The 12520-nt window shown below is 71.4% G+C and carries 12 protein-coding genes; 8 read left to right on the forward strand and 4 right to left on the reverse strand.

Going from position 1 to position 12520, the window contains the following annotated elements:
• Window positions 1–24: 24 nt before the first annotated feature.
• The 4 genes from HAV40_RS12215 (at window position 25) to HAV40_RS12230 (ending at window position 5871) form a co-directional block, all read left to right on the forward strand.
• Window positions 25–807: an AlkZ-related protein gene (locus tag HAV40_RS12215; RefSeq protein WP_166381058.1), complete on the forward strand. Its 783-nt coding sequence runs from the start codon at window positions 25–27 to the stop codon at window positions 805–807.
• On the forward strand, window positions 794–1528 hold the full coding sequence (locus tag HAV40_RS12220; protein ID WP_166381059.1) for a dienelactone hydrolase family protein: 735 nt from the start codon (window positions 794–796) through the stop codon (window positions 1526–1528). Before HAV40_RS12215 ends, HAV40_RS12220 begins: the two co-directional genes overlap by 14 nt.
• A 245-nt stretch (window positions 1529–1773) precedes the next feature.
• Window positions 1774–5145, forward strand: coding sequence for a glycosyl hydrolase (locus HAV40_RS12225; RefSeq protein ID WP_166381060.1), 3372 nt, complete (start codon window positions 1774–1776; stop codon window positions 5143–5145).
• Between the two features lie 165 nt (window positions 5146–5310).
• Window positions 5311–5871, forward strand: coding sequence for a hypothetical protein (locus tag HAV40_RS12230; RefSeq protein WP_166381061.1), 561 nt, complete (start codon window positions 5311–5313; stop codon window positions 5869–5871).
• A gap of 55 nt (window positions 5872–5926) precedes the next feature.
• On the opposite strand, the gene HAV40_RS12235 is transcribed toward HAV40_RS12230, so the two are convergent.
• Together HAV40_RS12235 and HAV40_RS12240 are read right to left on the reverse strand one after the other, a co-directional pair.
• Complete coding sequence (locus HAV40_RS12235) at window positions 5927–6295, reverse strand: nitroreductase/quinone reductase family protein (RefSeq protein WP_166381062.1); 369 nt, start codon at window positions 6293–6295, stop codon at window positions 5927–5929.
• Window positions 6296–6328: 33 nt separating this feature from the next.
• A complete protein-coding gene (locus HAV40_RS12240; protein ID WP_166381063.1) occupies window positions 6329–7648 on the reverse strand; it encodes a glycosyltransferase family 2 protein in 1320 nt (439 codons plus the stop codon).
• A gap of 175 nt (window positions 7649–7823) precedes the next feature.
• On the opposite strand from HAV40_RS12240, the gene HAV40_RS12245 reads away from it, so the two are divergent.
• Window positions 7824–8696, forward strand: coding sequence for a DUF72 domain-containing protein (locus HAV40_RS12245; RefSeq protein ID WP_166381064.1), 873 nt, complete (start codon window positions 7824–7826; stop codon window positions 8694–8696).
• Window positions 8697–8776: 80 nt separating this feature from the next.
• Window positions 8777–9583, forward strand: a complete 807-nt coding sequence (locus HAV40_RS12250; RefSeq protein ID WP_166381065.1) for a glycosyltransferase family 8 protein — start codon at window positions 8777–8779, stop codon at window positions 9581–9583.
• Between the two features lie 4 nt (window positions 9584–9587).
• Here HAV40_RS12250 and HAV40_RS12255 read toward each other — a convergent pair whose 3' ends face one another.
• Together HAV40_RS12255 and HAV40_RS12260 are read right to left on the reverse strand one after the other, a co-directional pair.
• Window positions 9588–10262 carry a GAP family protein gene (locus HAV40_RS12255; protein WP_166381066.1) on the reverse strand — a complete coding sequence of 225 codons (675 nt, stop codon included), beginning with the start codon at window positions 10260–10262 and terminating at the stop codon, window positions 9588–9590.
• A gap of 90 nt (window positions 10263–10352) precedes the next feature.
• Window positions 10353–10526, reverse strand: coding sequence for a hypothetical protein (locus HAV40_RS12260; protein ID WP_166381067.1), 174 nt, complete (start codon window positions 10524–10526; stop codon window positions 10353–10355).
• Window positions 10527–10916: 390 nt separating this feature from the next.
• On the opposite strand from HAV40_RS12260, the gene shbA reads away from it, so the two are divergent.
• Window positions 10917–11534: an RNA polymerase sigma factor ShbA gene (gene shbA, locus HAV40_RS12265; protein ID WP_166381068.1), complete on the forward strand. Its 618-nt coding sequence runs from the start codon at window positions 10917–10919 to the stop codon at window positions 11532–11534.
• A complete protein-coding gene (locus HAV40_RS12270) occupies window positions 11531–12511 on the forward strand; it encodes a hypothetical protein (RefSeq protein WP_166381069.1) in 981 nt (326 codons plus the stop codon). Before shbA ends, HAV40_RS12270 begins: the two co-directional genes overlap by 4 nt.
• The last annotated feature ends 9 nt before the right edge of the window (window positions 12512–12520 follow it).

Below are 12520 nucleotides of genomic sequence, written 5' to 3' on the forward strand. Positions count from 1 at the left end.
GAGGTGGCGGCTAGGCTCCGGCGCATGGTTGATGATCCAGAACTCGCCCTGGCCCGCGCACGGGGCGACCGCTGGCTGCCGGAGACCAGGCCGCAGACCGTCGAGGACGCGGGCCGGTTCGTCGCCGACGTCGGCTTCGCGCTGCTGTTTCCCGCCGCGAACGCGCTGGCCCCCTCGCTCTACGAGACCGTCGCCGACGAGGACGCGGTCGCCTGGGCCGAGGGCATGGGCGAGGCCGAGTCCACCGTGTGGACCTGGAAGGACGCCCTGCCCGATGCGGGGCTCGCCTGGTACGGCAAGTTCCTGTTCCGCCGGGCCGGCCTGCTGTCGCCCGAGCTGTTGCGCGCCCTCTACACCGGCGACGGCGAACCCGACGACCACGAGCGGCTGGCCCTGCCCCGCGAGGCGCACGAGATCGCGCGGGCACTGCTGACCGGGCCGCTGACCTCACGCGCGCTGCGCGAGCTGATCGGCGACCGGGCCGCGTACGACCGCGCCATGACCGAACTCCAGCGCCACCTGCTGGTAACGTCCGCTGGCGTGCGCGAACAGCGCGCCGGCTGGCCGGCCTCCATCGTGGACCTGACCTGCCGCCGATTCGACGTCGGCGGCGGGCATGACGCCGCCACGGCGACGCGCCGCTACCTGGAGACCGCCGTCGAGGCGACCCCGGCGCAGCTCGCGCGGGCGTACGGCTGGACCGCGGCCGTCGCCCGATCCCACCTGGACGCCCTCGTCGACGCCGGACAGGCGCGGCGGGCGGCGTCGACCTACCGCAGCCAAGGAGCACCCGATGTGCCACAGTGACGACAGCCAGGCCCCGCAGGCCCCGAACGCGGGCGTGATCGCCGGGCACGGCCCGCTCGAACTGCACGCCGAGGACGGCAACGCCCTCGCGGCGTACCGGGCGGTCCCGCAGACCCCGAACGGCATGAAGATCGTCGTGCTGCCGGACGTGCGCGGCCTGCACCCGTTCTACGTCGGGCTGACCCAGCGCCTGGCCGAGGCCGGGTACGAGGCGGTCGCGATCGACTACTTCGGCCGCACCGCCGGGGTGTCCCAGCGTGACGAGAGCTTCCCGTACATGGACCACATGCCGCAGGTCACGCCCGCGCACCTGCGGGCCGACACGGCGGCGGCGATGGCGGTGCTGTGCGAGTCCGAGCCGGACGCCTCGGTGTACACCGTCGGGTTCTGCTTCGGCGGCAGCATGTCGTGGCGGCTGGCCGCCTCCGACCTCGACCTGGCCGGGGTGATCGGCTTCTACGGCAAGCCGGAGCGGGTCGCCGACGTCGTCGACGAGGTGGACAAGCCGATGCTGATGCTGATCGCGGGCGCGGACTCCACGCCGGTCAGCGAGTTCGAGAAGTTCGCCGCACAGCTGGAGGAGGCCGGCGTCGGCCCCGAGATGCACGTGTACGACGGCGCCCCGCACTCGTTCTTCGACCGGTCCTTCGCGCAGTGGCAGGACGCCTGCACCGACGCCTGGAACCGGATCATCTCGTTCACCACCCGGCACCGCCACTGATCGGCGGCCGATCGATACCGGCCCGGTGAGAGCGCTCTCACCGGGCCGGTATTACGTTATGCCGTCCCGCGCCCGTCACGCTGTGTCCACGTCTCGGGATTAACCCCGAAGCCATGGCATCGAAACATTGACGTATCGAGGTATCGCCCGATAGTTTGCGCTCGGAGAGCGCTCTCACGCTCCCCCGGCACCGCGTTTCTCCGTTCTCCCTCGCCATGCCAGCCCCAGTCCCGGAGGCCAAGCACATGGAACCGTCCATCCGGTCCGTGACCCCCGACGGCGCACCGCGCCGCGCGGGTCGCCGACGTCAGTCCTGGGCGCGCCACCGCGCCCTCGTCCTCGGCTCGGTCGCCGTCCTGGCCGCAGCCCTGTTCGGCATCGCCGTCGCACAGTCCGCCCAGGCGGGCACCGTCGGCGCGGGCAGCTACCTCGACAGCCTGCCCGCGGGCCGCGCGCTGCCCAGCGGCTGCGGGTCGCTGTCGACCAACCCGCGGCAGTACGTCACCGCCAACGCCCCGACCGGCGGCGTGCCCACCAACGACTGGTGGTCCTCGCTGCTGTTCAAGAAGTTCGACTGCAGCTACAGCGAGCCGCTGCACGCCCACCCGATCTCCTACGACACGCTCGCGGGCGGCCTCGGGTTCTCGTACAACACCACCGCCGCGATCAGCGGCAGCGCGACCGGCCCCGGCGAGTTCCACTACCCGTACGTGCAGGACATGCTCGTCGGTGTGGCCGGGCTGAACTCCCCCGACAGCAAGGTCGACGGGTGGAGCGACTGGACCGTCACGCCGTACTGGAGTGACGGCGCGCGGACCATGAAGGCCACCATCGGCCACGGTCTGCCGTTCGCCTACTTCCAGATCACCGGCGGCAACGCCCAGATCACCGCCGCGGGCACGCCCACCGTGTGGTCCAACAGCGGCGGCCAGATCGGCTTCAACGTCAACGGCCGCGACTACGTGGCGTACGCCCCGACCGGCTCCACCTGGTCGGTCAGCGGCACGACGATCAGCTCCTCGCTCAACGGGCAGGGCTTCTTCTCGGTCGCCGTGCTGCCCGCGGGCGTCGACCGGGTGTCGCTGGCCAGCACGTACGGCCAGTACGCCCACGCGCACGTCACCGGCACCCGGGTGTCCTACAGCTACAACCAGGCCGCCAGCACGCTCAACACCACGTACACCTACCTGACCACGGCGCGGCAGGGCTCGCAGACGGCCACCGTCGCGGCGCTGTACCCGCACCAGTGGAACAGCCTCACCGGGGCGACGCCGCTGGCCAGCACCTACACCAGCGCCCGCGGCCAGATGAAGATCCTGACCGGCATCGGCTCGTTCACGACGTCGATGAAGTACACCGGCGTGCTGCCGGAGATCCCCGCGGTCGCCGACAGCTCCGGCGGCGACCTGACGACGATCACCAACTACCTCAACGCGGTGGCGGGCAACCCGGCCGACTTCCGCGGCGACGACACCTACTGGACGGGCAAGGGCCTGGGCCGCGCCGCGCGCATCGCCGAGATCGCCGACCAGCTCAACCTGACCTCGATCCGCGACACCGCGCTGAGCACCATCCGCACCCGGCTCAACGACTGGTTCACCGCCTCGGCGGGCAAGACCAGCCGGGTCTTCTACTACAACAGCGCCTGGGGCACCCTGCTCGGCTACCCGGCCTCCTACGGGTCCGACCTGGAACTCAACGACCACCACTTCCACTACGGCTACTTCGTGGCGGCGGCGGCGACGCTGGCGAAGTTCGACAAGACCTGGGCCACCAACAGCCAGTACGGCGGCATGGTGGACCTGCTGATCCGCGACGCCAACAACTACGACCGCACCGACACCCGCTTCCCGTACCTGCGTGACTTCGACATCTTCGCCGGTCACGACTGGGCGGCCGGGCACGGCGCGTTCGGCGCGGGCAACAACCAGGAGTCCTCGTCGGAGGGCATGAACTTCGCCAACGCCCTGATCCAGTGGGGCCAGGCGACCGGCAACACGGCGGTGCGCGACGCGGGCATCTTCATCTACACCACGCAGTCCGCGGCCATCGCCGAGTACTGGTTCGACGTGCGCAACGCGAACTTCCCGTCGGCTTTCGGGCACAACACGGTCGGCATGGTCTGGGGCGACGGCGGCGCGTACGCGACCTGGTTCTCCGGTGAGCCGGAGATGATCCAGGGCATCAACATGCTGCCCATCACCGGCGGGCACTTCTACCTCGGCGACAACCCGGCCTACGTGACGACCAACTACAACGAGCTGGTCACCAACAACGGCGGCCCGCCGACGGTCTGGCAGGACATCCTCTGGGAGTTCCAGGCCCTGGGCAACGGCCAGACGGCGCTGAACAACTTCAACGCCAACAGCGGGTTCACCTCCGAGGAGGGCGAGTCCAAGGCGCACACCTACCACTGGATCCGCAACCTGGCCGCGCTCGGCAACGTGGACAACACGGTCACCGCGAACCACCCGCTGGCCAAGGTCTTCACCAAGTCGGGCGTACGCACCTACGTCGCGTCCAACATCACGAACACCGCGCTCACGGTGACCTTCTCCAACGGCACCACGCTCAGCGTGCCCGCCTGCAAGACGGCCACCTCGGGGGCGTTCACCTGGACCGGCGGCAACGCCTGCGGCGGGGGCGTCCCGTCCAACCCGCCGTCCTCGCCGCCCGCGTCGCCGTCTCCGCCGGCCTCCCCGTCGCCGTCCCCGTCGACGTCGCCGAACCCGCCCGGCAACTTCGCCGCCACCCGCTACCTGCAGTCCGGCGGCGGCCTGCCCGGCACCCAGAGCGGCGCCGGCGCGGTCACCGTGGCCGCGGCCAACGGCAACTGGGACGGCAACCCGCACAGCGCCCAGGTGTTCAACGCCACCGGCCTGACCGCCACGCACGACGGCGGGGCGACGAACTTCGACATGTTCGTCGACGCGGGCACCGGAGTCGGCAACGCCACCCAGGTCCGGGTGTCGTACGACTTCACCGGCAACGGCAGCTTCGACCGGGTGGAGACGTACAACTACTTCCCCACCGACCCGGTCGCCGGCTACGAGCACTACACCCAGGCGTTCGGGGTCAAGACCAGCACCGGAGCGTTCGCCAACCTGGCCAACGGCTCCGTGCGGGTCGAGGTCTGGAGCGTCATCGGCAGCGGTGCGAGCACGCTGGGCGTCGGCAACCAGTCCCGGGTCGTGCTGCCCTACACCGGCACCACGAGCCAGCCCTCGGTCAACGTGGCGCTGAACAAGCCGGTCCTGGTGTCCAGCACCGAGGCGGCCGGCTACCCGGGCTCGGCGGCGGTGGACGGCAACGCCACCACCACCCGCTGGTCGAGCGCGTTCAGCGACCCGCAGACGATCCGCGTCGACCTGGGTCAGACCTACTCCATCAGCCGGGTGCGCCTGGTCTGGGAGGCCGCCTACGGGTCGGCGTACCAGATCCAGACCTCGCCGGACGGCAGCACCTGGACCACCATCCGGTCCGTAACCGGCGGTGACGGCGGCGTCGACGACCTCACCGGCCTGACCGGCTCCGGCCGCTACGTCCGCGTCAACGCCACCACCCGCGCCACCGCCTGGGGCTACTCCCTCTTCGAGTTCGAGGTCTACGCCCCCTGACCGCAGTGAAAGGAAGGGCACCTTCACGTCGCTCCGCGATGAGGAAGGTGCCCTTCCTCACGTCCGCCGCAGGGGCGCGGCCGGTCCGCCATGACGTGACGCTGACGTGGCCGTGACGGCCGCGTCCGAACCTGTTGTCACCGCTTCATGGACACAGGAGGAATCATGCGAAAGCTTCACCGCGCCGCAACGGTGATCGCCGCACTGGCGATCGTCGGCCTCGCCGCCCCGACGGCGCCCGCCGCCGCGGCCGAGCCGGTCAACCAGCACTGCGTCGCCCAGGCCAACGTCGACAACCCGCAGGCGGTCTGCTTCGACACCTTCACCAAGGCCCTGCAGTTCGCCAGCGGCGGCGTGCTCTACGAGCTGCCCAAGGGCAGCAGCGTCTCGGCCCGGGTCGACGCGCTCAACGCCGGGTTCGGCGTCAACGTCGTCCGCACCGTGATCAGCATCGAGTACACCGGCAGCAACTACACCGGCTCGGACCTGATCTGGACCGGCACCTCGGGCAACTGCAGCACGCCGACCGGCAACGTCGACTACTTCGCCAGCAGCATGCCGGCGGGCTGGGACAACGTGATCTCGTCGTTCAAGACCTACGCCAACTGCTGGGACAAGCACCACGAGAACACCAACTTCGGCGGTGCGTCGGTCGGCTACGAGCCGAGCCGGTCGTACATCGGCGGCGCCATGGACAACCGCACCAGCTCGCACCGCTGGAGCTGAACCATCGCCGCACCGCACCAGGGGCAGCTTCGCCGACGCGAAGCTGCCCCTGTCGTCAGTACGAAGGGTGCACCGCCACGACCATCGCGGTAGCCGCCCAGTCGGAGAGCTCGTCGCCCTCCCGCCAGCCCTGGTAGCGGGCGGCGAGCAGGCGGCGGGCCTCCGCTTCGGCGTACGGGTCGCCGGTGACCGGACGGGCCTCGGCGGGCACCGCGCCGTCGGCGGTCAGCTCGCGTGGGCCGCCGATCCGCCATAAGACCTGCGGGTTCGCGAGGATGTTGCGAACCCAGTCGGCGTGCTCGCGGTCGCCGGACAGCAGGTAGCTCACCCCGCCCCGCACCGCGTACCAGATCTCGACGGTGTGCCACTCACCGGTATTGCGGCCGACGGTGCTCAGGTAGGCGTATTCGCTGCTCTCAGTCATGCATAAATCTTGCTTGCTCAAGCATGGTTGAGGTCAAGACGCGGTGACCCGGAACAACGTGACGTCGCCACAGTGCTCGGTGCGCGCCTGCGGATAGCGGCGGCGCAGCAAGGATCCGAAGAAGTCCGGGCTGGTCAGTGCGGGCACGTCCGGGGTGAACGCTTTCGCGGCGGGCCCGTCGGTGTAGACGAGCACCACCTCGCGGGCCTGTGCCAGCCCCAGCCGCAGGGAGCGCGACAGTTCCCGCTGCTCCAGGAAACGCCACACGTCCACGCTCAGCACCGTGTCGAAGCTGCCGGCCGGGAACGGTGACCACACTCCGAGCAGGTGCAGGTTGTCCTCCGACACCGGCCGCCCGTGGTCGTAGGTGACCGACCCCGGCCCGAGCATGACCTCGTCGGTGCCGAACGCCTGGCAGAGCACCTTCCCGGCCAGCTCCGCGCCCAGCAGCGCCGACACGTCGGGCAGCCGTCCCAGCCCCATCTCCGCGCAGCAGGCCAGCATCCGCCGGTAGTGCCGGATCTTGCGGGTGACGTCGCTGGGCGCGGGCATGTCGACCAGCTCCGCGGCCAGGCTGCGGTGCTTGTGCCGGAACAGTTCCAGGTTGGCCTGGTAGTCGCCCGCCAGGTTGGTCAGGTCCCGCACCGCGGGCACGTGGAACCCGACGGCCAGGCCGTCGTAGCCGAAGCCGTCGTCGCCGAGCACGTGATGGATCCGGTATGCCAGGTCGGTGTCCTCGAAACCCCAGCGGGCCCCGTACTCCTCGTCGAACATGCCCGCGTCGAGCACGGTCTGCCGGGGCATGGACACGTTGTTGGTCAGCGCGAACACCCACGGCGCACCGGCCAGCCACTCCTGCGGCGCGCTGTCGCGCCCCGGCACCCGGAACCGGAAGTCCTCGTGCACCGGCCGCACCAGGTCGAGGGTCAGCGGCTCGCCCGCCTGCGCCGCCGCCAGCACCGCCCAGTCGCCCTCGTAGCGCTTGCCGATCAGCACCGCGGGCCCGTCGCGTCCGTCATGGAAGGCCAGGTGCCGGGCCAGCAGGTGCGGTTCGGTCAGCACGTCGCTGTCGAGGAAGCAGACCAGCTCGCCTGCGGCCAGGCGCACCGCCTGGTTGCGCGCCGCGGCCCGCCCACGGTTCGCGGGCAGGCTGTCGAACCGGAACCGGAAGGGGTACGCCGCTGCGGTGAGCTCGGCATACGGCAGCGGATCGGAGCCGTCGTTGACCACGACGACCTCGAACAGGTCCGGGTCCAGCGTCTGCCCGCGCAGCGTGGCCAGCGTCAGCGCCAGCGTGTGCGCGTCGCCGAACGTCGGAATGAGCACGCTGAGCCGAGGGGCACCGCCGGACATTGATCTCCTTCAGCGGCAGGGCCGCGCTCTCACGGGGCTTACCGTCCGATCCTGCTGGTTCCGGGAGAGCGCTTCAACACTTACCCATCCACTGGAACATGTCTATTTCTCGACAGTCCCCCTTCTTTCATGATCACCCGAGTGAGGGCCGGCGGGAAGGGGTATTAGGAATGGTATGGGCGAGATTCGGGTGGGAACGGCCTCGTGGACGGACAGCACGCTGCTGGCGTCGGGGTGGTATCCCGAGACGGCGAAGTCGCCGGAGGACCGGCTGCGCTACTACGCGCGGCAGTTCCCGCTGGTCGAGGTCGACGCGACGTACTACGCGGCCCCGGCCGAGAGCACCGTCGCGCTGTGGGCGGCGCGCACCCCGAAGGACTTCATGTTCAACATCAAGGCGTTCAGCATGCTCACCGGTCATCCCACCAAGGTCGGTGCGCTGCCGAAGGACCTGCGCCCGGAGACCGACAAGCCCAACGTCTACCCGGACGGGCTGGCCCCGCAGGCCTACGAGGAGGTCTGGAGCCGTTTCCTGTCCGCGCTGGATCCGCTGGTCGAGGCAGGCAAGCTCGGGATGCTGCTGTTCCAGTTCCCGCCGTGGTTCACCATCCGCCGCGACAACAAGCAGTACCTGCTCGAGGTCGCCAAGCGCTGCGCCCCGCTGCGGGTCGGCATCGAACTGCGCCATGAGTCGTGGTTCTCCGACGACAACGCGGCCGAGACGCTGGAGTTCCTGCGCCAGCACCGGCTGCCGTTCGTGTGCGTGGACATGCCGCAGGGGTACAAGAACTCGGTGCCGCCCGTGGTCGCCGCCACGGCCGACCTGGCCGCCGTCCGCTTCCACGGGCACAGCGACAAGTGGACCAGCAAGGACATCCACGAGAAGTTCGGCTACCTGTACTCTGCCCGCGAGCTCAAGGACTGGGCGCCGAAGCTGCGCGAGCTGTCGGACCAGGCCGAGCAGACCCACGTACTCATGAACAACTGCTACTCCGACTACGCCCAGCGCAACGCGGCCCAGCTGATCGACCTGCTCGGCGCACCGTGAGTGCAAGGAGTAAACGAATGTCGGTTAAGAACACTATGTGTACAGTGTAAAATCTTGAAATCCATGATAGACAATGTTCTATGGACATTGCCTTCGCCTTCGACGAGGCATACGCCGACCACGCCCAGGTCGCCGTCGAATCCGTGCTCGACAGCCACCCCGGGCCCGACGAGATCACCTTCTGGCTGCTGGCCCCGGCGCAGGTGGCCAAGGAGCGCGAACCCGCCCTGCGCCGCCAGCTCGCCGGGCGCGCCCGGTTGCGGCTGCTCACCACCGGCGACGACTTCCGCGCCCTGCCCGTGGTCGACGAGGACTGGCTCGCCTACGTCAGCACCGGCATGTACCTGCGGCTGCTGCTGCCCGAGCTGATCGGCGACCAGGCCCGGCGGCTGCTCTACCTGGACGTGGACGTGCACGTCTGCGGCGACCTGACGCCGCTGTGGCAGGTGGACCTCGGCGACGCCCCGCTGGCCGCGGTCCGCGACGCGTTCACCGCGCGGTTCGACACGCACGGCGGCGTGCCCGGCGCGGGCCCCGAACACGACCCGGCCGCGCCGTACTTCAACTCCGGCGTGCTGCTGATGAACCTGCCCGTGTGGCGGCGCGAGCGGGTGTCGGCGCGGTGCCTGGAATACCTGGCCGCGCACGCGGGACGGTTGCGCTTCCCGGACCAGGACGCGCTCAACCTGGTCGCGTACGGCCGCTGGCTGCGGCTGCCGCACCGCTGGAACAACATGCGCAGCTTCGTGCTGGAGGAGCAGCCCGGCCCCGATGTGCGGATCATGCACTTCGCGGGGCCGCGCAAGCCGTGGACCGAGGGCTTCCGTCCCGGCTTCCGGCTGGACCGCCACCGCGCGCTGGCCGCGAAGGTCGCCGCGTTCGCCTGAGCGCTCAGTGGCCGAGGACGCCGCGCAGCCCGTGGCTGATCAGCAGCACGCCGAAGACCAGCAGCAGCCCGGCCATGACCAGCAGGTGGTGCGTGGACAGCCAGGTCTTGAGCCGGTCCAGGCGGCTGGCGGCACGGTCGCCGCCCGCCAGGAACAGGAACACCGGCACCGCCACCGGCAGGCACGCGATCACCGCGAAGACGCTCAGCGCCACCACCGCGACGACCGTCGGCGACGCGGCCAGGCTCTTGGCGGCTCCCGCGCACAGGGCGAGGTTCTTCGGATCGACGCCGTACATCAGCAGCGCCAGGACCGACGCCTTCACCGGCGACCACCGGTCCGCGCTGGCCATCCACTTCGGCATGGCGTGCTGCCCCTTGGCGCGCCGATGCCGCACGACGTGCAGGTACGCCGCGAACAGCAGCGCCAGCCCGACCCCGATCCGGACCACCTGCGAGACCGTGCCGCCCTGGTGATCGCCGTCGAAGTAGCCGTAGCCGGTCAGGACGTACACCGCCGCGCCGACCGTGACGACTCCGGCCAGCGCCCCGGCCACGAACGCGGGCCCGGCGAGGCGGGCCCGGTCGGAGAACAGCACGAGGATCACCGCGATGATCGGCAGCGGACTCGCCGCGACCCCCAGCGCGTACGGCACCACCCCCGCCAGAGCCCCGCCCACCTCCCCATCCTCCGGGGACACCGGCATGACCGGGGCGGGTTCCGGCTGACGATCTTGCGAAGTGGACAGCGGCCCTGACCACGGCGCCCGTCAGGAGAACAGGGCGACGACGGCCGCGTGGACCGCGGCCGCGCAGGCGTCCGCGGCCGCCCGGTCGAACCAGAGATACCACCCGGCGGCCAGCGCCACCGCGATCGTCACGTACAGCGCGTACTCCAGCGGCCGGCAGCGCCGCCTGTCCTCGCGCGGCTCATCGTCGCTCACGTCGTCGACCCTCACGTCGGTCACAGCCATCGCACGGTCACCCGTCTCTCGGTCAGCCCGGCCGCCGGTGAGCGCCCCTGGCCGCGCCCGGCCGGTGAGCCGGGCGCCGACGCCATGGGGAAGCGCCGACGCCCGGGCCCGCGGGCGCCGCATCCCGCGCCCGACGACGCGGAATGCGGAGGGGCACCACCCCGCGGGGCTGGAGTGGAGCTGCGTACGCGACCGCGTCAGGCGCGGTCCGCCCTCATATATCGCGGCAGCCGCCTCCGGTGTTACACATCGATCGCACGGGATCGCCGACACGGGTTTCAGCGCATCGCGCGCGGCCGATAAGGTGCCTACTCGTACGTGCCGTGCGGTGATCGGGGCCCGCGAGGAGGTGTCGACGACGTGACCTGGTCGGAGACCGAACTCGTCGCGCGCGCCGCCCGTGGCGAGGCAGACGCCACCGCCGCCCTGCTGGCCGGGGTGCGCCCCACCGTGATCCGCTACTGCCGGGCCCGGCTCGGGCCGGTCGGCGGCGCGTACACCACCGCCGACGACGTGGCCCAGGACGTCTGCATCGCCCTGCTGCAGGCGCTGCCCCGCTACCGCCAGCAGGGCGTGCCGTTCTCCGCCTTCGTGTACGGCATCTCCGCCCGCAAGGTCGCCGACGCCCAGCGCGCCGCGATGCGGCACCTGTCGGCCGCCGTGCCGTCCCAGCGCACCGGGCCCGACCCGCTCGACCGGCCCGACGACAGCCCCGGCCCCGAGCAGCAGGCCATGGCCAACGACCAGGCCCGCCGCCTCGCCCGGCTGCTCAACCTGCTCCCCGACCCGCAACGGGAGATCATCGTGCTGCGCGTCGCGGTCGGCCTCACCGCCGACGAGGTCGGCGTGTGGCTCAACATGTCGGCCGGTGCCGTACGCGTCGCCCAGTCCCGGGCCCTGGCCCGGCTGCGCACCCTCGCCGACGACCTGCGCGACGACATCGCCCACCAGCCCGCCCTGGACGGGGGGCCCGCATGAGCACCCTCGACCGCGACGACGCACTGCTCGACGGCCTCGGCCTCGGCGGAGCGGCGCACGCCGACGACCCGCTCGCCGGAATGCTCGCCGCCTGGCGCGACGACCTCGCCGCGCCCCCGTTCGCGCCCACCGCCGACCTCGACATCGCCGAGCAGGCCGCCCTCGCGGACCCGAGCGACCTCGACGACCTGACCGGCCTGGACGCGGACGACGACGCGGAGCAGGACCGCGCCGTGCTGCGCCCCGCCTCCGCGAGCGATGCCGACCTGGCGGGCGGTCACCGGTCCGCGGCCCAGGCCGGTGCGAGCTCGTCGTGGCTGGAGGGTCCGCATCGGGCCGTGGCGGCGGACCCGCCACGGCCGGGCCGATCCACCCGCGCCGGTCGTGCCGGGGCGGCGTCGCCCGGCCGCCGTGACGGCTCCACCCGGCCGGGCGGCGCTCGGCTGCGGCCCGGCCGGCTGCTGCTCGCCGCGGTGCTGCTGCTCGCCGTCATGGGCGGCGGCCTGGTGGTCGGCGCCGGGGCCGGGCAGCCCGGCACGCCGCTGTGGCCGGTCACCCGGCTCGTCTACGCCGAACGCGCCGACTCCCGAGTCGCCGCGCGCGACGTCGAACAGCTGCTGGCGCAGGCCGACCGCGCGCTGCGCGAGCAGCGGCGCGCCGACGCCGAGCGGCTGCTCCGCCAGGCCTGGGACCGCCTCGGCCAGGTGCGGGAGAAGTCGGATCACGAGCGGCTGCGCGCCGAGCTGATGCGCCTGCTGACGGCCTTCGCGACGGGCACCACGCCGACCGCCGCGCCGACCGCTAAGCCGCAGCCCGGCGTCACGCCGCGCCCGACCGCTGGCACCGCCGCACCGAGCCCAGTCCCGGCCACGACGCCGTCGCCCGGTTCCACCCCGGACTCCGGCGGCCTGCTGCCGCTGCTGCCCTCACTGCTGCCGATCCTGCCCTCGCTGCTGCCCGACCTGCCGCTGCTCTGACCGCCGCAG

Source organism: Catellatospora methionotrophica, from assembly GCF_011297335.1.
GTDB lineage: Bacteria > Actinomycetota > Actinomycetes > Mycobacteriales > Micromonosporaceae > Catellatospora > Catellatospora methionotrophica.